This is a genomic window from Pseudomonas sp. NUPR-001 (assembly GCF_052147955.1).
In the GTDB taxonomy this organism is placed as follows: domain Bacteria; phylum Pseudomonadota; class Gammaproteobacteria; order Pseudomonadales; family Pseudomonadaceae; genus Aquipseudomonas.
Window position 1 is genome coordinate 2,723,757 of the sequence record NZ_CP197353.1, and the last position, 19,596, is coordinate 2,743,352.

18 protein-coding genes are annotated in these 19,596 nt (G+C 62.4%); 7 read left to right on the forward strand and 11 right to left on the reverse strand.

Going from position 1 to position 19,596, the window contains the following annotated elements; translation table 11 throughout:
• The first annotated feature begins 16 nt into the window (after positions 1–16).
• On the forward strand, positions 17–775 hold the full coding sequence (locus tag ACP6KB_RS12335) for a phytanoyl-CoA dioxygenase family protein (RefSeq protein ID WP_442113997.1): 759 nt from the start codon (positions 17–19) through the stop codon (positions 773–775).
• Between the two features lie 3 nt (positions 776–778).
• On the opposite strand, the gene ACP6KB_RS12340 is transcribed toward ACP6KB_RS12335, so the two are convergent.
• Together ACP6KB_RS12340 and ACP6KB_RS12345 are read right to left on the reverse strand one after the other, a co-directional pair.
• Positions 779–1,675, reverse strand: coding sequence for a universal stress protein (locus ACP6KB_RS12340; RefSeq protein ID WP_442113998.1), 897 nt, complete (start codon positions 1,673–1,675; stop codon positions 779–781).
• A gap of 96 nt (positions 1,676–1,771) precedes the next feature.
• The gene (locus ACP6KB_RS12345) at positions 1,772–3,166 is read right to left on the reverse strand and encodes an aldehyde dehydrogenase family protein (RefSeq protein ID WP_442113999.1); all 1,395 of its coding nucleotides are present in this window, start codon (positions 3,164–3,166) and stop codon (positions 1,772–1,774) included.
• Positions 3,167–3,269: 103 nt separating this feature from the next.
• Here ACP6KB_RS12345 and ptrR point away from each other — a divergent pair, with 103 nt between their 5' ends.
• The 3 genes from ptrR (at position 3,270) to ACP6KB_RS12360 (ending at position 5,561) form a co-directional block, all read left to right on the forward strand.
• On the forward strand, positions 3,270–4,136 hold the full coding sequence (gene ptrR, locus ACP6KB_RS12350; protein WP_442114000.1) for a putrescine utilization regulator PtrR: 867 nt from the start codon (positions 3,270–3,272) through the stop codon (positions 4,134–4,136).
• 93 nt (positions 4,137–4,229) lie between these two features.
• A complete protein-coding gene (locus tag ACP6KB_RS12355) occupies positions 4,230–4,598 on the forward strand; it encodes a DUF3302 domain-containing protein (protein ID WP_442114001.1) in 369 nt (122 codons plus the stop codon).
• Between the two features lie 3 nt (positions 4,599–4,601).
• Positions 4,602–5,561: an HlyD family secretion protein gene (locus ACP6KB_RS12360; RefSeq protein WP_442114002.1), complete on the forward strand. Its 960-nt coding sequence runs from the start codon at positions 4,602–4,604 to the stop codon at positions 5,559–5,561.
• Positions 5,562–5,594: 33 nt separating this feature from the next.
• Here ACP6KB_RS12360 and ACP6KB_RS12365 read toward each other — a convergent pair whose 3' ends face one another.
• The 5 genes from ACP6KB_RS12365 to ACP6KB_RS12385 are packed head-to-tail and all read right to left on the reverse strand — an operon-like array spanning position 5,595 to position 10,162.
• Positions 5,595–6,695: an AI-2E family transporter gene (locus tag ACP6KB_RS12365; RefSeq protein WP_442114003.1), complete on the reverse strand. Its 1,101-nt coding sequence runs from the start codon at positions 6,693–6,695 to the stop codon at positions 5,595–5,597.
• A 26-nt stretch (positions 6,696–6,721) separates the two neighbouring features.
• Entirely contained in the window at positions 6,722–7,270 is a 549-nt protein-coding gene (locus ACP6KB_RS12370) for a PqiC family protein (RefSeq protein WP_442114004.1), read from the reverse strand.
• 18 nt (positions 7,271–7,288) lie between these two features.
• Complete coding sequence (locus ACP6KB_RS12375; RefSeq protein WP_442114005.1) at positions 7,289–8,941, reverse strand: PqiB family protein; 1,653 nt, start codon at positions 8,939–8,941, stop codon at positions 7,289–7,291.
• Positions 8,922–9,566, reverse strand: a complete 645-nt coding sequence (locus tag ACP6KB_RS12380; protein ID WP_442114006.1) for a paraquat-inducible protein A — start codon at positions 9,564–9,566, stop codon at positions 8,922–8,924. The genes ACP6KB_RS12375 and ACP6KB_RS12380 overlap by 20 nt, the downstream gene beginning before the upstream one ends.
• A complete protein-coding gene (locus ACP6KB_RS12385) occupies positions 9,563–10,162 on the reverse strand; it encodes a paraquat-inducible protein A (protein WP_442114007.1) in 600 nt (199 codons plus the stop codon). The genes ACP6KB_RS12380 and ACP6KB_RS12385 overlap by 4 nt, the downstream gene beginning before the upstream one ends.
• A gap of 244 nt (positions 10,163–10,406) precedes the next feature.
• On the opposite strand from ACP6KB_RS12385, the gene ACP6KB_RS12390 reads away from it, so the two are divergent.
• Positions 10,407–11,324 (forward strand): aldo/keto reductase, encoded by a 918-nt coding sequence (locus ACP6KB_RS12390; RefSeq protein ID WP_442114008.1) that lies wholly within the window; start codon positions 10,407–10,409, stop codon positions 11,322–11,324.
• 6 nt (positions 11,325–11,330) lie between these two features.
• Positions 11,331–12,596: an NTP/NDP exchange transporter gene (locus tag ACP6KB_RS12395; protein ID WP_442114009.1), complete on the forward strand. Its 1,266-nt coding sequence runs from the start codon at positions 11,331–11,333 to the stop codon at positions 12,594–12,596.
• A 119-nt stretch (positions 12,597–12,715) separates the two neighbouring features.
• On the opposite strand, the gene ACP6KB_RS12400 is transcribed toward ACP6KB_RS12395, so the two are convergent.
• Positions 12,716–13,717: an AraC family transcriptional regulator gene (locus ACP6KB_RS12400; protein ID WP_442114010.1), complete on the reverse strand. Its 1,002-nt coding sequence runs from the start codon at positions 13,715–13,717 to the stop codon at positions 12,716–12,718.
• A 184-nt stretch (positions 13,718–13,901) separates the two neighbouring features.
• Here ACP6KB_RS12400 and ACP6KB_RS12405 point away from each other — a divergent pair, with 184 nt between their 5' ends.
• Positions 13,902–15,548: a fatty acid--CoA ligase gene (locus ACP6KB_RS12405; protein WP_442114011.1), complete on the forward strand. Its 1,647-nt coding sequence runs from the start codon at positions 13,902–13,904 to the stop codon at positions 15,546–15,548.
• 12 nt (positions 15,549–15,560) lie between these two features.
• On the opposite strand, the gene prpR is transcribed toward ACP6KB_RS12405, so the two are convergent.
• From prpR to ACP6KB_RS12420, 3 genes are all read right to left on the reverse strand, one after another.
• Positions 15,561–17,537, reverse strand: coding sequence for a propionate catabolism operon regulatory protein PrpR (prpR, locus tag ACP6KB_RS12410; RefSeq protein WP_442114012.1), 1,977 nt, complete (start codon positions 17,535–17,537; stop codon positions 15,561–15,563).
• Positions 17,538–17,612: 75 nt separating this feature from the next.
• On the reverse strand, positions 17,613–18,383 hold the full coding sequence (locus ACP6KB_RS12415) for an SDR family NAD(P)-dependent oxidoreductase (RefSeq protein ID WP_442114013.1): 771 nt from the start codon (positions 18,381–18,383) through the stop codon (positions 17,613–17,615).
• A gap of 16 nt (positions 18,384–18,399) precedes the next feature.
• Complete coding sequence (locus ACP6KB_RS12420) at positions 18,400–19,584, reverse strand: acetyl-CoA C-acyltransferase (RefSeq protein WP_442114014.1); 1,185 nt, start codon at positions 19,582–19,584, stop codon at positions 18,400–18,402.
• Between the last annotated feature and the right edge of the window lie 12 nt (positions 19,585–19,596).

Here is a 19,596-nt window from a genome sequence, read left to right on the forward strand (position 1 = left end):
CGACAGGAGCGCGGCGATGGATGAGCATGCAGTGCTGAGCCTGGGGTTGAGTGCCTTGCACCGCGACGGCTTTGTGTTGTTGCCCGGCGTGCTTGAGCCCCGGCAAGTTACAGCCTTACAAGCGGCGATCGGTTCACTGACGCCGATGCACTGGGATTACAACGGCCTGCTGGAACACTACAAATGTGTGTTCAACCGCGATCCATTTTGGCTGACCTACCTCGATCTGCCGGGAGTTATCGAGCTGGCGGAGGCAGCCCTGGGTGAAGACTGTCATATCATCGGCCAAACCGCCTGGCGCAGCCATCCGGGTTATCAGGGCATGCCGTTGCATCTGGATTACCTGGTCATGGCATTGCCGGAGTCGCTGCTGGCAGACCCGGCCTTCGAGTTACCCATGCAAGTCTGCACGGTTCAGTTCTACCTCGACGATATTGATGCCGACCTGTGCCCGACCCGGGTGTTGCCCGGCAGCCATCGGGCCGGGCGCAAGCCTGCACCCGGGGAGCAGCAGTGGCACGGCGAGACGGCGCAGAGCATTCTGTGCCGGGCCGGGGACGCGCTGATGTTTCGCTGTGAACTCTGGCATGGCGGCAGCGACAACCGCAGCACCGACCGCAGCCGCTCGATGCTGCAGGTGCACTACGGCCGACGCATGGTTGCGCAGAAGTTTTCGCCGTACCTGCACTGGCAGTTCAACCCGGCGGTGCTCGCCGCTGCAACCGCGCGTCAACGGCGCCTGCTGGGCGAGCATGCCGAGGCTGAATACGACTGATCGTCAGGCCACGGCCTTGACCGCCAATACGTTGCACAGGGTGTGATCGAGCACATGCTCGGTGGTGCTGCCGGTCAGGCGTTCAAGCAGCTTACGCGGGTGATTGCCCATCACCAGCACATCGGTGCGGCTGTGGGCGACGAAATCGGCGATGCTGCGGGTGATCGGCGCCGACAAGAAGTGCTGACGCTCCACCGGCACCGCGTGACGCGCGGCCAGTTGTTCAAACACCTTGTGGATCGACTTGCGCACATCGCTGCCAAAGCCCGGCACGGTTACGGTACCGGCGCCAAAATCGGCCATGTGCGTATGCGCGCTGTCGCACACATGCAGCAGGTGCAGTTCGGCGTTGCATTGGCGGGCCAGGTCGCTGGCGGCCTGGATGACGGTTTCGTTGAGGTCGTTGTGTGGGTGGTCGGGGTGGGTCGGATCGACGGCAGCCACGACAATGCGCGGCAGCGGGCAATGCACGGCGGAGACAAAGTGCATCGGGCATGGGCATTCACGCAGTAGCTGCCAATCCAGCGGGGTGAACAGCAGGCGTTTGAACGCCGGTTCGTGCTGGACGTCCTTGATCAGCAAGTCGGGCTCGATCTCGTTGACCTGAGCCAGAATGGCGCCGACCAGATCGCGGGTCAGGGTGACCTCGGTGCTGACCCGGATGCCGTTTTCATGCAACAGGGTGGCTTCGTCGGCGAGCCACTGGCGGCTGTCTTCGACGCGGGACTGGTTGCGGTGCTCGTCGCCGCTGAGCAGGCCAAGGGTATCGAGCTCCTCGACCACGGCACTGATATGCAAGGTGGCACCGGTGGCATGCGCCAGGGCGGCAGCGCGCTCCAGTGCCGGGGTGTGACGCATATCGGCGCCGACGATCAGGAACAGGCGTTGGTACTGGCTCATGGTGCACCTCCGGTTGCGTTGCCTTGCCAGCCCCCGACCTAGAGTTTAGCCCATTGCCCGTAACGCCAACGCCAGCCTGACCTGACCGCCGGTCACTCAGCCACGGCGGTCCAGCCACACGGTTTGTGCGTTGCAGAATTCACGCACACCAAAGTGCGAGAGCTCGCGGCCAAAGCCACTCTTTTTCACCCCGCCAAAGGTCACCCGTGGGTCAGAGGCGCACACGCCGTTGATGAACACACCGCCAGTGTCCAGTTCCTTGGTCAGTTGCGCGGCCAGTTCCAGGTTCTGGGTGTATATGGTTGAGGCCAGGCCGAATTCGCTGTCGTTGGCCAGTTGCAGGGCGTGGCCAGCGTCGCGGGCGGTGATGATCGAGGCGACCGGCCCGAACAGCTCCTGACGGAACGAGGTCATCTGATCGGTGACATCGGCCAGTACGGTCGGGGCGTAGTAGTTACCTGCGCCTTCGACTTTGTGGCCACCAAGCAGCAGGGTGGCGCCTTCGGCAAGGGTGGCCTGGACTTGCTCATCGAGCTCGTCGCGCAGGTCGAACCGTGCCATCGGGCCCAGGTAGGTCTGTTCCGACAGCGGATTACCCATCACCAACTGGCGCGTGGCTTCGACGAACTTCTCGGTGAAGGCCTGGACCACGCCTTGCTCGACGATCAAGCGCTTTGCGGCAGCGCAGACTTGCCCGGTGTTGGCAAAACGGCCAATCACTGCAGCCCGGACCGCTTCGTCTAGGTTGGCGTCGTTGAGGACGATGAACGGGTCGGAGCCACCCAGTTCCAGTACGCATTTTTTCAGCGCAGCACCAGCCTGGGCGCCGATGGCCATGCCGGCACGCACGCTGCCGGTCAGGGTCACGGCGGCGATGCGTGGGTCTTTGATGGCCTGGGAAACGCCGTCGGGGGTCACGTTGATGACCTCGAACACGCCCGTCGGCAGTCCGGCCTGTTTGATGACGTCGAGCAGCAGGTAGGCGCTGCCCATGACGTTCGGGGCGTGCTTGAGCACGTAGGTGTTGCCGGCGATCAGGGCCGGCACCGCGCCACGCAGCACCTGCCAGACCGGGAAGTTCCACGGCATCACCGCCAGAATCGGGCCCAGCGGACGGTATTCGATGCGTGCAGTGCCGTTGTCGACCAGGGTCGATTCGGCGTTGAGCATGCCAGGGCCCTGGGCGGCGTACCACTCACACAGCTGAGCGCATTTTTCCACTTCACCACGGGCCTGAGCCAGCGGTTTGCCCATTTCCAGGGTGATCATCTGGGCCATGGCGGCGGCGTTGTTACGGATCGCGCTGGCTAGGCCGAGGATTAGTTGCGCGCGGTCGCTGACCGCGGTACGGCGCCATTTTGCGTAACCGGCGCTAGCGCGCGTCAGCGCCGCATCCAGGTCGTCTTCAGACTGGTAGGGGTAGTGACCAATGGCTTCACCATTGGCGGGGTTGATCGACACAGCGTGGGTGTGGCTGGAGAACGCGGTCATGGCACTGTCCTGCAAGAAGAGGGGAATGGCGCCAGAGTAGAGGGCTGTGCATGTTGTGGAAACTGAATAATAATGAGCCTTTCATTCACGTTTGGAGAATGCTGTGGACCTGGTTCAGCTGGAAATCTTCAAGGCCGTGGCCGAGCACGGCAGCATCAGCGTTGCCGCCCAGCATATCCATCGGGTGCCGTCGAACCTCACCACCCGGATCAAGCAGCTGGAAAGCGACCTGGGCGTTGACTTGTTCATTCGCGAAAAGAGCCGCCTGCGCCTTTCGCCTGCCGGCTGGAATTTTCTCGATTACACCCGGCGCATTCTGGCCCTGGTTGAAGAGGCACGGGTGACCGTTGCCGGTGAAGAGCCGCAGGGGCCGTTTTCCCTCGGTTCGCTGGAAAGCACCGCAGCGGTGCGCATTCCGGCGCTGCTGGCGGCCTATAACCAGCAGTACAACAAGGTTGAACTGGACCTTTCCACCGGGCCATCCGGGGCGATGATCGAGGGTGTGCTGTCTGGGCGGCTGGTGGCGGCGTTCGTCGACGGCCCGGTACTGCACCCCACCCTCGACGGGGTGCCGGTGTTCGAAGAAGAAATGGTGTTAATTGCGCCGCTGAACCATACACCGATCAGCCGTGCCCAGGATGTCAATGGCGAGAGCATTTATGCCTTTCGTGCCAACTGTTCCTACCGCCACCACTTTGAACGCTGGTTCAGTACCGATGCCGCCGTGCCGGGCAAGATCCACGAGATGGAGTCTTATCACGGCATGCTCGCCTGCGTCAGCGCCGGCGCCGGTTTGGCATTGATGCCGCGCAGCATGCTGGAGAGCATGCCGGGGTGCGCCACGGTGAGTGTCTGGCCGTTGTCGGCAGACTTTCGCTACCTGCATACCTGGCTGGTGTGGCGGCGCGGTACGGTGTCGCAGAACCTGTCGAGTTTCGTCCAGTTGTTGCAGGCCCGCCAGCAGGCATAACGCGGGGTCGGCAGGCAGCGAAAAACGCAGTGGCTGAGCAGGGATTGTCTAGACTTCTTGCATCATCTCCCCACCCTGCGACCTGGAGCTGCCATGCTTGATTACTTTGCATTAGGCGTGTTGATCTTCGCTGGACTGGTGCTGTTCTACGGCATCATTGTGCTTCACGACATTCCCTACGAAATTGCCGTACACCGTAATCATCCGCACCAGGACGCCATTCACGCCACCGGCTGGGTGAGCCTGTTCACCCTGCATGCGTTATGGCCGTTCCTGTGGATCTGGGCCATGCTCTACCGCGAAGATCGCGGCTGGGGCATCGGTGGCAGCGGCCAGCTCAGCCATGCTTCGGTCAACGAATTACAGGTTCAGTTGCTGGAGCTGCAACAACGGGTCGCGCACCTGGAGGCCAGCCAGGGCAAGCCCGGCGAGCCACGGCATGATGCAGGCGGAGGAATCTAGCTTATGGACTTGCTGCTGATTCTGACTTACGCCGCCATCTGTATTGCCATCTTCAAGATCTTCCGCATTCCCCTGAACAAGTGGACGGTGCCGACTGCCGTGCTGGGTGGGATGATTATTGTTGGCGCGTTGATCTTTACCATGAACTACAACCATCCCTATTCAGAGGTGGCGCGTTCTTACTTCGTTTCGGTGCCGGTGATCCCGGTGGTCACCGGCAAGGTCGTCGAGGTGCCGGTGCTGGGCAACCAGGCGCTGGAGAAGGGCGATGTGCTGTTCCGTATCGACCCTGCGCCGTTCGAGTACAAACTCAAGTCGCTGCAGGCGCAACACATTGCCGCCAAGGGGGACCTGTACCGGATCAACGAGTTGATCAAGCGTAACTTTGGCACCCGCCGCGAACAGGAATCGGCCATCGCCCGGGTCGATGACCTGCAGGCGCAGATCGACAACGCCCAGTTCGAACTCGACAACACCGTGGTACGTGCGCCCAGCAAAGGCTTCGTTACCCATGTTTCGCTACGCGCCGGGATGATGGCCAGCCGGTTGCCGCTACGGCCGTCGATGGTGTTCATTCCCCAGGAAAGCCATTACTTCGCCGCGTGGATGCGCCAGAACAGTTTGCTGCGCCTGGTGGCCGGTGACGAGGCAGAAGTGGCCTTCGACGGCATTCCCGGCAAAGTGTTCAAGGGTCAGGTCAAGAGTGTCATTACGGTGATCGCCGAAGGCCAGATTCAGCCTTCCGGCAACTTGATCGGTTTCACCGGCTCGCCGCCACCTGGGCGGGTGCCGGTGATCATCGAAATCACCGACCCCGACTTCGTCCAGTACAGTGCGCAGATGCCCGGTGGCGCCTACGGTCAGGCGGCGGTCTACAGCAAGCACTTCGAGCATATCGGCATGATGCGCAAGATCCTTTTGCGCATGGCAGCCTGGATGAACTACATCTTCCCGTTCCATTGATCAGCGCCACGCTGAGCGCAGGCCCACCTGCGTTCAGCGCTGTTCTTGCTCAGGCACGCTTTGCTCGGCGGGCTGGGCCACCCAGGACATGAACAGTTCATAACCCACCGCCAGCAATACCGGGCCGATGAACAGGCCGATGATGCCGTTGGTCAACATGCCACCCAGTGCACCAATCAGTACAACCGGCATCGGTACGGCAACGCCACGCCCGAGCAGCAGCGGTTTGAGCACGTTGTCCGAGAGCCCGGCGAGTATCGTCCAGATCGCAAAAATGACCGTGCTGACGCCCACACCGTCATGGGCAAACACATAGATCACCACCGGCAAGGTAATCAGCAGTACCGGCAGTTGGGTAATGCCCAGCAACAACACCATCAGCGCCAGCACCCCGGCACCGGGCACCCCCATGACCACCAGGCCAATGCCGATCAACAGCATCTGAATGAAGGCGATGCCGACCACCCCCTGGGCCACCGCACGAATGGTCGCGGTGCACAGCTCGGCCAATTGCGGGCCACGTTCAGGGCCGGAGATACGCGTGGCAATGGCCACGCCGGTGCGGTGGCCGTTGGCGCCTTTGGCCATGATCAAACCCGCCACGATCAGCGCGACAATAAACACCAGAATGCCTGAGCCGACACCGGCCAGTTGCGTGAGCAGGGTTTTGCTCACGCCTTTCAAATGCGGTGCTACCTGCGACAAGGCCCAGCTCAAATCCGTGCTGGCGTGTGACCAGATGCCATACAACGGGCCGCCAATCACTGGCCAGTCCTGCACGTTTGCCGGCGGAGGAGGGATTTCCACGGCCTGATTTTCGAAGGTATGAATGCCCAGCTTGACCGAATCGGCCACCGAGGCGCCGAGCAGGCTCAACGGCCCGATCAGGCAGGCCAGGCCGATCAGCACCAGGATGACCGAGGCCCAGCCGGGGCGATCTCCCAGCAAGCTGCCCAGGCGTTGATTGAGCGGGTAAAGGGTAATGGCCAGAATCACCGCCCAGAGCATCAGGCTAAGAAATGGCTGGAAGATCTCGAAGCAGAACATCACCAGTGCCGCAATCAGTCCGGCGCGGATCAACACATCGAGCAAGGCTCGGGTGCTGCCCAACTGAATGGGTTTTTGTTCGCTCATACAGGTTGCCCTCGCTCAAAGATAACTTAATGCCCGCTAGGGCAGGTGCGGCTTCCGCTGCGCGCTGCCTGGTTGACCTGTTCGGTGAAGCGCTTGAGGTTTTGCTGGTGGGCCAGCACCAGTTCTTCGATGCTCGCGCCGGCCGGGGTCTGGATCACGCTACGGCAGGTGAGCAGGGGGCTGTCGTTACCGTTGGCGCCGCGTAGGCGCCACTGCGCTTCGAACAGCGCGTACTGGCCCGGTACCGAGTCAAAACGCTGCACGTCAACCCGCAAGCCCAGGCGAGATGGCGTACCCGCGCTGAACTGATTGACCAGCGCGTTCTGCAGCTCATCGGCGAGGCTCGCCCCCCACCATTCGGTTTCCAGGATCGCCAGGCTGCTGTTGCTCTGGCGCACCACCACCTGCGGTCGATCGACCTGGGGCGGCACGCTGATGCGCTCCAGCTGAATATCGACGCTGCTGGCCGACGCCGGTTGTTGCGGGATCAAGGTGTGGTAGTGGATCGGGTCGCTGCGGCACGCCGCCAGCAGCAAGGCCAGGCTCAGCAGGGCGAATTTTGAAACGTGCGCCATGGTCATGTGCTCCTGCGGTCAATTGCGCGAAGGGGTCAAGTTATCAGCCGGTGCATCCTTGGGCCTGCCACGCAGCAAGGACTCGGGATTGCGGCCCAGGTAATCGGCCAGCTCGCGCAGTGAACGCGACATGCGCCCCAGCTCGTCCAGGGTCTGAGTCAGTTGCTCACGTTGCGGCGAGTCGTCGGCCAGCGTCGAGTTGGCGCTCTGCAGGGTTTTGCTGACTTCCTGCAGCGTGCCCTGAACGCCCGGCAGGGTGCGGCTGTTGAACTGCTGCAAGCCTTTGCGCAATTCCACCAGGTTGGCGTCGAGGTTGTTGGCGATGCGCTCGATCGGCAGGCGGTTGATGCGCTCGACCATGGCCTGGAACTGTTCCTGCAATTGTTCCAGGCTGCCCGGTACGGTAGGGATGGTGATCGGTCGTGCAGTCGGATCGAAGGCTACCTTTGGTGCTTTCGGGTCGAAATCCAGAGAGATGTACAGTTGCCCGGTGATCAGGTTGCCACTACGGGCCTGAGCGCGCAGGCCATTTTCGACGAACATGGCCAGCAACTGCGCGGCGCGCTGTTCATCGTTGGGGTCGTGATCAAGCGCCTTGAGCAGCTTGGTATGGGCTTTACCCAGGCGCTGAGGGTAAATGACGATGCCGACATTGAGTGGGAAATTGCGCTTCTCGGCATCGAAGTCGAGGTTCACCGACACCACTTCGCCGATCTCCACGCCTTGGAATTCTACCGGCGCCCCGGGTTTCAGGCCGCGCAGGGATTCGTCAAAACGCAGGACCAGGTATTGGGCGCGGCCTTTGGGCGGCGCCAGCGCGGTCTTTTCGTCTTCAAACAGCTCGAAGACTTTGTCTTCCGCCGCCACCTGGTCATCGGGATTGTACTGCGGGGCGCGGAAGGCAATCCCGCCCACCAGCAATGACGACAGCGATTCGGTGCGTACGGCAAAACCGTTGGCGCCGGCTTCCAGGTCAATGCCGCTGGCATTCCAGAACCGCGTGTTGTCGGTCACAAAGGCGTCGTTGGGCGATTGCACGAATACCTCGATGTCGACGGTTTTACCGTCTTTGGCCAACTGATAAGAGACCACCTGGCCGACCGAGATCTTGCGGTAGTACACCGGTGAACCGATACCCAGTGAGCCCAGATCGCTGGTACGCAGGGTAAAGCGTTTACCCGGTTCGCCGTAGGTAATCGGTGGTGGCATCTCAAGCCCGGTAAAGGACTTGGCGCGGCTGTGCGACTGCCCGGCATCGGCGCCGATGAAGTCGCCCGAGAGCAAGGTGTCGAAGCCGGAAATACCGCCCGCGCCGATGCGCGCACGCACCACCCAGAAGGTTGAATCCTCGCGGGTGAAGTTTTCCGCCTGTTTGTTCAACTTGACCGTGGCGACCACGCTTTTCTGATCGCCGCTCAATTCCACCGTGGTCACATGGCCGATCACCACGTTGCGGTATTTGACTTCGGTTTTATTGGCGGTCAGGCCTTCGCCGGTCTTGAAGGAGATCTGGATGGTGGGCCCCTGTTGCAACCAGTCGTGAACCACCAGGGAAATACCGACCAGCACCGCGATAATCGGCACGATCCACACCAGCGATACACTAAAACGTCGGGTTTTGACTGTTGATGCGCCTGGCACCGGCGGCTCTTCAGTGGCTGCTGACTTCATCCGTGCGCTCCTCGGGTTGACGGCTTTCCCAGATCATTCGGGGGTCGAAACTCATGGCGGCCAGCATGGTGAACACCACCACCAGGCCGAAAAACAGAATGCCCGGGCGCGGTTCGATGTCGCCCAGGGCCTGAAACTTGACCAGCGCCGCGACCAGGGCCACGACGATCACATCGAGCATTGACCAATAGCCGATCAGCTCGACGAAACGATAGAGCTTGGAACGCTCTCTCTGCGCCCAGTCGCTGCCGCGTTGAACGGTGACCAGCAACATGCCGAGGGCGACGAATTTGGTCGCCGGTACGGCGATACTGGCGATGAAGATGATCAGGGCGATGTCCCAGGCACCGTGCGACCAGAACTCGATAACGCCGCTCATGATGGTGCTGTCTTCGCCACTGCCAAGCATCTTGGTGTTCATCACCGGTAGCAGGTTGGCCGGTATATAGAACACCAGCGCAGCAATCAGGTAGGCCCAGGTGCGGGTCAGCGAATTCGGTTTGCGTGCATGCATCGGCGCACCGCAGCGCTCGCAATGATGCACCTCGTGGCTGGCATCACAGGCCTTGCCGCAGGCGTGGCAGAGCATCAACTTGAGCTCGGAGGCGAGTGGCGGGCGGTTCATGGCAAGGTGTCCCACAGTTCACGGATATCGCGGCCGGCCACGCGGATAATCACCAGGCTCAGCGCCGCCAGGGCAATCAGGCCGATACCAGGCAGTACATCGAGCAGGCCGGCCAGTTTGAACACCGCGACCATCGCACCGAGCAGGCACACTTCGAGCATGCTCCACGGGCGCAGGGTCTCCAGCCAGCGCATGCACAGGCGAAAGCCCGGTGAACGCTGGCCGGCCAGGGCAAAACACAGCACCCAGATCAACAGCAGCAACTGGAAAATCGGCGCGATGATGATCGACACCGCTGCCACCAGGGCTATAAAGGTGATCGGGCCGTCGGCCAGGGCACGCACCGAGTCCCAGAGCGTGGCACTGTTGGACAGGCCTTTGAGGCTGATGCTCATGACCGGATAGAAGTTGGCCAGCAGCCACAGCACCCCGGCGGTGATGCTCAGGGCCAGGCGTTGTTGCAGGGTCATGCCGTTATAGCGTTGCAGCACAGCGCCACATCGTTGACACACCGCCTTTTGGTGTTTGACCAAAGGCACCTTGTGATACACGCAGTCACAATGTTCGCAAATAATCAGCTGATCGGTATCCAGCATAGAGCGCGCTCAGGCTGCGGGCGGAGACTAGGTCAATATAGTCGGCGTCTGAGTGGCACACGGTTTTTTTTGACGCCTGTAGGAGCGGGCTTGCCCCGCGATAACGATCTGTCTGTCACACCGCATCGCGGGGCAAGCCCGCTCCCACAGGGGAGGTACATATGTGGTAACGATTGCCGGGGCAGTCGCCGCGGCTCAGGGCTAAGCTTTTCCTTTGCTCTCGTGCTTATCCAGGAGCACTGCCATGCTCATGCGTCGTGACTTTCTCACCGCCAGTGCCACGCTCGCCGCCGGGCTCGGCTGCCTGAGCCTGGCCGGGCCGGGGTTTGCCGAGGGTGGCAGCATGCTCAGCCGCAAGATCCCCTCCAGTGGCCAGGCGCTGGCGGTCATCGGTGCGGGCACCTCCGGCAGCTTTGAAGTAGACGCCGATTCCCCACAGTTCCAGCAGCTCAAGCAGGTGCTCAAGGTGTTCTTCGACGGGGGCGGTCAGGTGATCGACACCTCACCCAACTATGGCGGCGCCGATGCCGTACTGGGCCAATTGCTGGAGGAGGGCGGCTGGCGCAGCAAGACCTTTCTGGCCACCAAGATCGCCGCAGACAGCCGCGCCGCCGCCGAAGCGCAATGGGCCGGCACCTTGCGCAGCCTGCGCACCGACAAGGTCGAGTTGCTGCAGGTGCACAACCTGCGCGACTGGCAGCGCCAGCTGCCTTACGCCCGCGAACTCAAGGCCCAAGGGCTGACCCGCTATGTCGGGGTGACCCACTACATCAACAGCGGTCTGGACGAACTGGAGCGGATCCTGCGTCAAGAAGCATTGGACTTCATCCAGATCCATTACTCGGTCAATGCCCCCGACGCTGCCCGCACGGTATTGCCACTGGCCCAGGACAAAGGCGTCGCGGTGCTGATCAATCGCGCCTTCGATGACGGTCGACTGTTCGCCAGGGTCAAAGATCAGGCGTTACCGCCATGGGCAGCGGAGCTGGGCATTGGCAGTTGGGCGCAGTTGTTCCTCAAGTTCGCCATTAGCCATCCGGCGGTGACGGCGGTGATTCCGGCCACCAGCCGTCCAGACCGGCAACTTGATCAGCTCAAGGCGGGCAGCGGGCCGTTGCTCAGTGATGCCCAGCGCAAACAATTGATCGCGCAGTTCGCCTGAGCGCCCATGGCGATCCAGAGTACGCGCCTGTTCAACATCCGCAGCGGTGAAATGCCGATCGTCGTCGCCGGGCTGAGCTTGTTTTTCCTGCTGTTTACCGGCTATTTCATGCTGCGTCCGGTGCGTGAAACCATGGGCGTGGCGGGCGGCGTCGACAACCTGCAGTGGCTGTTCACCGGCACTTTTGTCCTGACCCTGATCGCCTTGCCCCTGTTTGGCTGGCTGGCCTCCAAGGTGCAACGTCGACGCATCCTGCCTTGGACCTACGGCTTTCTGGCCAGCAACCTGCTGCTCTTCGCTGCGCTGTTTGCGCAATGGCCAGACAACCTGTGGAGCGCTCGGGCCTTTTACATCTGGTTGTCGATGTTCAACCTGTTGAGCATTTCCCTGGCCTGGAGTGTGCTGGCCGATGTGCTTTCCAGCGAGCAGGCCAAGCGCCTGTTCGGCCTGCTGGCGGGCGGTGCGAGCCTGGGCGGGTTGGTTGGGCCGTTGCTGGGCACGTTGCTGGTCGGGGTGATCGGCCATGCTGGCCTGGTGCTGCTCGCCACAATGTGTCTGTTGGGTTGTGTGTGTGCTGCGAGCTACTTACAGCGCTTCAGGGACCGCCACCCACTGCCTACAGACACCGAGCTGCCCCGTTCGCGGCCGTTGGGCGGCAACCCGTTTTCCGGTGCCAGCGAAGTGTTTCGCTCGCCCTATCTGTTGGGCATCGCGTTGTTTGTGGTCTTGCTCGCCAGTGTCAGCACCTTCCTGTATTTCGAGCAGGCGCGTCTGGTGGCGCAGCATTTCAGCAGCCGTACCGAGCAGACCCAGGTGTTTGGCTTGATTGACAGCGTGGTGCAGTTTTTGTCGATCCTCACTCAGGTGTTCATCACCGGGCACCTGGCCCGCAAGCTTGGGGTCGGTATTTTACTGGTGGCGGTGCCGCTGTTGATGGCGGTCGGCTTTCTCTGGTTGGCGGTGGCGCCGTTGTTTGCCGTGTTCGTGGTGGTGATGGTGTTGCGCCGTGTGGGTGAATACGCCCTGGTGCGACCGGGGCGGGAGATGCTCTATACCGTGGTGGAGCCGGAACATAAGTACAAAGCCAAGAACTTTACCGACACCGTGGTGTACCGCGGCGGCGATGCACTCAGTGGCTGGCTCAAACGTGGGCTCGACCTGCTCGGCGAGCATCCGGCACTGGCGATGTTCATCGGTGCTGCGATTGCGCTGCTCTGGGCCCTGACCGGCGCGTGGCTGGGGCGTGTGCAGCGCCGCCGTGAGGGGACCTAGTGGGAGCGGGCTTGTTGTGGGGGCAGGCTTGTTGTGGGAGCGGGCTTGCCCCGCGATAGATTGGGCCTGACAGATCGCTATCGCGGGGCAAGCCCGCTCCTACACAGAGCCCGGGAGCATCATCGCTGCTGCTCGGCACGCCAGACCGCCGGCGGTTTGCCGAATTGGGCAGTGAACCAGCGGGTGAACGAGCTGGGCATGGAATAGCCGAGCATGTCCGAAATCCTCCCCAGCGAGTAACCGGGGTTGCGCAGGTAGCGAATCACCAGGTCGCGGCGCACGCTGTTGAGCAGCTCGCTGAAGCGCGTGCCGTCGGCTTCCAGGCGCCGTTGCAAGGTGCGCACATTCAAGCCCTGGGTCTGGGCGATATGCTCGGGCGTGGCCTTGCCCATGGGCAACAGCAGGTAGATTGCCTTGCGCACTTCAAAGGCCAGTGAGTGTTCATTTTTGCCACGCAGGGAGTTCAGGTAGCGCTCGGCGTTGCGCGCCAAGGCCTGGTTGCCCAGCGGGTTGGCGGCGTCGAGGTTGGCGGCGGGGCAGGCAATGCCATTGAACTCGCAGCCAAATTCGACCTTGCAGCCAAACACCCGGCGGTGCACCGACAGGTCGCTTGGCGCCTCGTGACTAAAACACACGTACAGCGGGTGCCAGTGTGCGCCAAGCAGGGCTGCGCAAAAACGATGGACAATACCGATCACCAGCTCGATGGACTGGCGATTCTGCGTGCCGGTTTCGGTGATCAGTTCCTGGCGGATGATCACGGTCTTGTCGGCTTCTTCGATGAAAATCGCTACGCAATCATTGAGCAGGTGCCGGTACTGCACAATTACGTTCAGCGCATCCCGCAGGGTGTGCTGGTGGCTGAGCAGCAGGCTGACCTCACCAAAGTCGGCCAGGTGACGCAGCTCGGCCATGCGCAGCCCGAGGGTGTCGCAGCGACTGAGCTGGGCGGTGTGCTCCAGCAGCTGGACGGCGCTGTGGGCAGGGATGTGCTGGGTGCAATCGTTGACAATGGCCGGGTCCAGGCCGGCTTGCTTTAGCAATTGCTCGCCATCGAGCTGCAGGTGACGGGTGACTTCCAGGTAGTTGGTCAGCACGGCGGAACGGGCTAGTAGAGTCATGGCGTAGAGCGCCTCCATTTGCTGACAACTGACATCAAACACGCACGGCGCTCACTTATAGTCGCTTCGCCAGCCGATCTGAAGGGCGCGTCATCAAATGAGAAATGAATGGCGCTGAAAGTGAAGCGCAGCCCCGGGGCGAAACTTACTGTGCAAGCATCGACCAGAAGCAGGAAGTCCTTCCGTGGTGAAAACAAAAATAATTCCACCGGCGCACAATGCCTACAGCTACCCATTGCTGATCAAAAGCCTGTTGCTCTCCGGTGCGCGTAACGCCCCCGAGCAGGAAATCGTCTACGCCAACCGTTTGCGCTACAGCTATCGCACCCTTAACCAGCGCATCCGCCAACTGGCTAACGCGTTGACCGCCGCCGGGGTCAAGGCCGGCGATACGGTAGCGGTGATGGACTGGGACAGCCATCGCTACCTGGAATGCTTCTTTGCCGTGCCGATGATCGGCGCAGTGCTGCACACGGTGAACATTCGGTTGTCGCCGGAGCAGATCATCTACACCATGAACCACGCCGAAGACGACCTGGTGCTGGTACACGATGACTTCCTGCCGATGCTTGAGCCGATTGCCGATCAGCTGACCACGGTCAAAGGTTACATCCAGCTCAGTGACGATGGCCCAGCCGCGACCTGCCTGCCAGTGCTCGGCGAGTACGAAGCGCTGCTGGCCGCTGCCGCGCCTGAGTTCGACTTCCCGGACTTCGATGAGCAGTCGGTGGCCACGCTGTTCTACACCTCCGGTACCACCGGCAACCCGAAAGGCGTGTACTTTTCCCATCGGCAACTGGTGTTGCACACCCTCAATGCGGTTGGCACCCTTGGTGCGTACAACGGCTTGCCGTTGCTGCGTTCGGACGATGTCTACATGCCGATCACGCCGATGTTCCATGTGCACGCCTGGGGCGTGCCGTACGTCGCCACGCTGATGGGGATCAAGCAGGTTTATCCTGGCCGTTACGAGCCCAACAGCCTGGTCAGGTTGTTCCGCGACGAGCAGGTCAGCTTCTCCCACTGTGTGCCGACCATTTTGCAGATGATCCTCGACTGCGACGAAGCGGCCAGCACCAACCTGGGCGGCTGGAAGATGCTGCTTGGCGGCAGCGCCTTGACCCACGGCCTGGCCAGTCAGGCGACCGCGCGGGGCATGCAAATCCATTGCGGCTACGGCATGTCGGAGACCTGCCCGATACTGTGCACCACCTATTTGCGTGACGCCGACTCCCAGCGCCCGGCGCTGGAGCAGGTGGCCGCGCGAATCAAGACCGGTGTGCCGGGGGCGATGGTCGACCTGAAAATCATCGACGCCAACGGCAAGGCGCTGCCCCATGACGGCGTGGCGCAGGGCGAAATCGTGGTGCGCGCACCCTGGCTGACCCAGGGCTACTTGAAAGAGCCGGAGCAGGGTGAGCAACTGTGGGAAGACGGCTGGCTGCATACCGGTGACATTGCCTCCATCGACGCCCTGGGCGTGGTGGAGATCAAGGACCGGATCAAAGACGTGATCAAGACCGGTGGTGAGTGGATCAGCTCGCTGGAGCTGGAAACGCTGATCAGCGAACACCCGGCGGTCGCCTCGGTGGCGGTGGTCGGCGTGCCTGACCCGCAGTGGGGCGAGCGCCCGGTGGCGTTGGTGATCTGCTCGGCCACTGAGCAGGTGGATGCCGGTACGCTTAAGGCTCACCTGCATCAATACGTTGAAAGTGGCCGGATCAACAAGTGGGCGATTCCGCGCGAGATCCGCTTCGTCAGCGACATTCCGAAAACCAGTGTCGGCAAGATCAACAAAAAGCTGATCCGCGAAAACGAACTGGCGGTGTAAGCCGCCAAGGCCTCACTGACTCAGTGGGGCCTTGGCCGTGCCGTCGGTCGGCTGACGCAGACGCCGCCACAGCGTGGTGCGGCTGACGCCGAGACGACGCGCGGCTTCATTCAAGTCGCCCTGACAATGACTGACCACCTGACGTGCGTGCGCCTGCTCGGCGGCTTTGCCGTGCTGGCGCAAGTGAGCTGCCTCGGCGGCGGGTTCGGCTTCGGGCGCTGTTGAGTGTGCGAACAGCTCAGGGAACAGCACGCTTAAGCTGACGTTGGCATCGTTGCCCTGCAATTGCTCGGCGCACACGGCGGCACGCTCGACAATGTTTTCCAGTTCTCGAATGTTGCCCGGCCAGTTGTGGCGTTGCAGGTAAGGCATCAAGGGCTGCAGTACCTGTAGCTTCGATGGGCTAACGCCTGCCTGGCGCGCAAGCAAGGCGTTGGCCAGCAGCGCGACGTCTTGCGGCCGTTCACGCAGCGGCGGCACCAGCAGGCGCAGGATATTCAGGCGGTAATACAGGTCCTGGCGAAAGTCGCCTTGTTCGATGCGCCTTTGCAGGTCGCAGTGGGTGGCGGCGATCACCCGGATGTCCACTGGCGTCGGTTCGCTGGCGCCCAGGCGCAGCACTTCACGCTCTTGCAGCACCCGCAGCAAGCGGGTTTGCAGGGACACCGGCATATCGCCGATTTCATCGAGAAACAGCGTGCCGCTGTGGGCGCTTTCAATCAGGCCGACCCGGCCCCCTTTGCGTGAACCGGTGAACGCGCCTTCTTCATAGCCAAACAGTTCGCTTTCCAGCAGCGAGGCGGGGAAGGCTGCGCAGTTGATGGCGACGAAGGGGGCATGTTGGCGATTGCTGGCGTTGTGAATGCTCTGCGCCAGCAGTTCTTTGCCGGTACCGCTTTCACCGGTGATCAACACGGTCGAGTCGGTTTGCGCATAGCTTTGGGCCAGGCGCACGGTGGCGCGAAACGCCGGGGCCTGGCCAAGGATCTGCTCGAAGCGATAGCGTGCGATGAACTGCCGGGGCCGCGCCTGGATGCGGATGCGTCGCTCGTTGCGTTGAATGACATTGGTTTCCTGACAGGTAATCACCAGCCCGTCGGCCACACCGTCTTCAACGATCGCGGTGACGCTGGCCGCCAGGGTTTTGCCGCCGATACTCAGCAGTTGACTGTCGTCGTGCTCGCCACGCTGCTGCAAGGCGGCCAGTGGCAACGCCGGCATGACCACGCTGATCGGTTGGCCCAACGCCCAGTCGGCGCTGACCTCAAGCAGCGCCGCCATGCGCGGGTTGATCGACTGCACCAGCGCGTTGCCGTCCAGGGCAATCACGCCATCGGAAAGGTTGCGCAGTACGGCGCTCAGGCGTTGTTGCTGCAGCAGGCTTTGCGCGCGGCTGCGGCACAGCGACAGGGCATTGTCGAGGGTGCGGCGGATGCTGTCGCTGTTGAGTGCCAGCAGGCCCTGAACCCCGGCCTCAGTGGCCAGTTGCACGATGGTCGAGGAACCGACGATGACCTGGTAACCCTCGGCGGCCAGGCGCTGTACCTGCTGGCGCGCTTCGTTGAAGGAAGTGTAGGTGGCCTCGCGCACGGCCACGGTAAACAGCGAATGCAGCGCCGCCAGCTCCGGGTGGGCGTGACGAAAGCTCAGAATGCCGACCTTGGTGGCCTTGGATTTGGCCAGGTCGAGGGCGCGGACCAGGTCGAACTCGCCCATGTGAATCGACAGCACCGAGGTGCTGAGGTGCTGGCGCAAATAGTCAGCAGTGGCACCGGAGCAGATGAGCATGTCGGCGCGTTGCTGCTGTTCCAGGGCCCGGGCGGTGTCCAGCAACTGGGCCAGGGGGGTATCGACAATCTCGATGTGTGCACGGTTGGCGTAGTCGCCGGCCACCTGTTCGATAAGGCGCGCCATCGGGCTGGGGCCGTGGCTGGGGCGGCGGTGGCTGAGCAGGGCGATGATTCTTGGGCGGTAGGATGTTTCAGGCATGTGGGGGGGCCCTCGGGTGGGGATTTCGCGGCGCAAGGCCGCTCCTACGGTCTTGCGCTGCGAAAGAGCCCGGGGTTATAGCGGGTTGACCAGATGGCCGCCGTCCACGGACAGGATGCTGCCGGTCATGAACGCACCGGCTTCGCTGGCCAGTAGCAGCAGAGGGCCATTGAGTTCATCCAGTTGGCCGAGGCGGCGCATCGGTACCCGGTCGCGGATGTAGCCCTGACCGGCGTCACTGTCGAAGTAGTCGTTGTTCATCTCGGTCTTGAAGTAGCCAGGGGCAATCGCGTTGACCCGGATACGGTGGCGGGCCAGTTCCAGGGCCATGGCCTTGGTCAATTGCACCACGCCAGCCTTGGCCGTGCAGTAGTGGCTCAGGCCCTGGCCGACGCGCAGGCCGAGGATCGAGGCGATGTTGATGATGCTGCCGCCGCGCCCGGCCTTGATCAGACGCTGGCTGGCGCACTGGGCAACGCGGAACACGCCGTCAAGGTTGGTCGAGAGCATGCGCTGCCAGTCGTCCTCGGACAGTTCGGTGAAGCGGCCGGGGTCGCCAATCCCGGCGTTGTTGATCACCACATCAATGGTGCCAAAGCGTTCCTCGGCCAGGTCGAAGGCCTGCTCGACGCTGTCGCGCCGGGTAACGTCCAGGGCAACCGCGAGGGTTTCGCCGCCTTGTTGCAGGCTTGCGAGCAGTTGCTGCAGGCGATCGACGCGGCGTGCAGCAACCACAACGTTGGCGCCCGCCTGATGGGCAACCGCAGCGAAATGCGCACCGAGGCCGCTGGAGGCGCCGGTGACCAGCACGGTCTTGCCGGCCAGTGAAAAGGTCGTGTCGAGCATTGTGCTTATCTTCCTCTCAGAGCACTTCAAACAGGCCGGCAGCACCCATGCCACCGCCGACGCACATGGTCACCACCACGTATTTCACCCCACGTCGTTTGCCTTCGAGCAGGGCATGGCCAACCATCCGCGCGCCGCTCATGCCGTACGGATGGCCGATGGCGATGGCGCCGCCGTTGACGTTAAGGCGCTCAGGGTCGATGCCCAGCGTCTGCTGGCAGTACAACACCTGGCAGGCGAAGGCTTCGTTGAGTTCCCACAAGCCAATATCGTCAACCTTGAGGCCGTGTTGCCGGAGCAGCTTGGGCACCGCCAGCACCGGGCCAATGCCCATTTCTTCCGGCGCTAGGCCTGCCACGGCGATACCGCGGTACAGGCCCAGCGGCGCAAGATTGCGCTGCTCGGCCAGGCGCGCGTCCATCAGTACGCAGGCACTGGCACCGTCCGACAGCTGGCTGGCGTTACCGGCGGTGATGCAGCCGCCTTCAACGACCGGTTTGAGGCCTGCCAGGTCTTGCAGCTGGGTCTGCGGGCGGTTGCCCTCGTCCTGGCTCAGGGTGACTTGCTCCAGGCGTTCTTCGCCAGTGGCTTTATCGATGATTTTCTTGATTGCCGTGACCGGTACGATCTCGTCCGCGAACAGCCCGGCCTGCTGCGCCGCCGCCGTGCGTTGCTGCGAGGTCAGGGCATAGGCGTCCTGCGCTTCACGGCTGATGGCGTAGCGGCGGGCGACAATTTCGGCGGTTTGCAACATTGGCATGTAGGCGTGGGCGGCGTTGAGTTCGACCTGTTCGTCGCGCTCGGCCATGGCCCAGTCCATGTTGCGCGCCTGCACCAGGCTGATGTGTTCCTGGCCGGCACCGATGGTCACCTGCATGCCGTCGACCATGATCTGTTTCGCCGCTGTGGCGATGGCCATCAGGCCTGAGGCGCATTGGCGGTCGAGGGTCTGGCCGCTGACGCTGTAGGGCAGGCCGCTGGCCAGCGCCGCCATGCGTCCGAGGTTCCAGCCAGCGGTGCCGGCAGGCATGGCGGTGCCGATGATCAGGTCGTCGATTTCAGCGGCTTCGATCCCGGCGCGGGCCACTGCGGCACGAATCGCATGGCTGGCCATGCTCGGCGCTTTGAGGTTATTGAAAGCACCACGGAAGGCTTTGGCGATCGGGGTGCGTGCGGTGGAAAGAATCACGGCGTCTTGCATGATCTGCTCCTG

Excerpts from the sequence above, each read along its gene's own strand:
- ACP6KB_RS12355 (WP_442114001.1), top strand. The coding sequence starts at position 4,230 with ATGCTTGATTACTTTGCATTAGGCGTGTTGATCTTCGCTGGACTGGTG.
- ACP6KB_RS12400 (WP_442114010.1), bottom strand. The coding sequence starts at position 13,717 with ATGACTCTACTAGCCCGTTCCGCCGTGCTGACCAACTACCTGGAAGTC.
- ACP6KB_RS12335 (WP_442113997.1), top strand. The coding sequence starts at position 17 with ATGGATGAGCATGCAGTGCTGAGCCTGGGGTTGAGTGCCTTGCACCGC.
- ACP6KB_RS12415 (WP_442114013.1), bottom strand. The coding sequence starts at position 18,383 with ATGCTCGACACGACCTTTTCACTGGCCGGCAAGACCGTGCTGGTCACC.
- ACP6KB_RS12370 (WP_442114004.1), bottom strand. The coding sequence starts at position 7,270 with ATGGCGCACGTTTCAAAATTCGCCCTGCTGAGCCTGGCCTTGCTGCTG.
- ACP6KB_RS12345 (WP_442113999.1), bottom strand. The coding sequence starts at position 3,166 with ATGACCGCGTTCTCCAGCCACACCCACGCTGTGTCGATCAACCCCGCC.
- ACP6KB_RS12420 (WP_442114014.1), bottom strand. The coding sequence starts at position 19,584 with ATGCAAGACGCCGTGATTCTTTCCACCGCACGCACCCCGATCGCCAAA.
- prpR (WP_442114012.1), bottom strand. The coding sequence starts at position 17,537 with ATGCCTGAAACATCCTACCGCCCAAGAATCATCGCCCTGCTCAGCCAC.
- ACP6KB_RS12385 (WP_442114007.1), bottom strand. The coding sequence starts at position 10,162 with ATGCTGGATACCGATCAGCTGATTATTTGCGAACATTGTGACTGCGTG.
- ACP6KB_RS12360 (WP_442114002.1), top strand. The coding sequence starts at position 4,602 with ATGGACTTGCTGCTGATTCTGACTTACGCCGCCATCTGTATTGCCATC.
- ACP6KB_RS12380 (WP_442114006.1), bottom strand. The coding sequence starts at position 9,566 with ATGAACCGCCCGCCACTCGCCTCCGAGCTCAAGTTGATGCTCTGCCAC.
- ACP6KB_RS12390 (WP_442114008.1), top strand. The coding sequence starts at position 10,407 with ATGCTCATGCGTCGTGACTTTCTCACCGCCAGTGCCACGCTCGCCGCC.
- ACP6KB_RS12340 (WP_442113998.1), bottom strand. The coding sequence starts at position 1,675 with ATGAGCCAGTACCAACGCCTGTTCCTGATCGTCGGCGCCGATATGCGT.
- ACP6KB_RS12375 (WP_442114005.1), bottom strand. The coding sequence starts at position 8,941 with ATGAAGTCAGCAGCCACTGAAGAGCCGCCGGTGCCAGGCGCATCAACA.
- ACP6KB_RS12365 (WP_442114003.1), bottom strand. The coding sequence starts at position 6,695 with ATGAGCGAACAAAAACCCATTCAGTTGGGCAGCACCCGAGCCTTGCTC.
- ACP6KB_RS12395 (WP_442114009.1), top strand. The coding sequence starts at position 11,331 with ATGGCGATCCAGAGTACGCGCCTGTTCAACATCCGCAGCGGTGAAATG.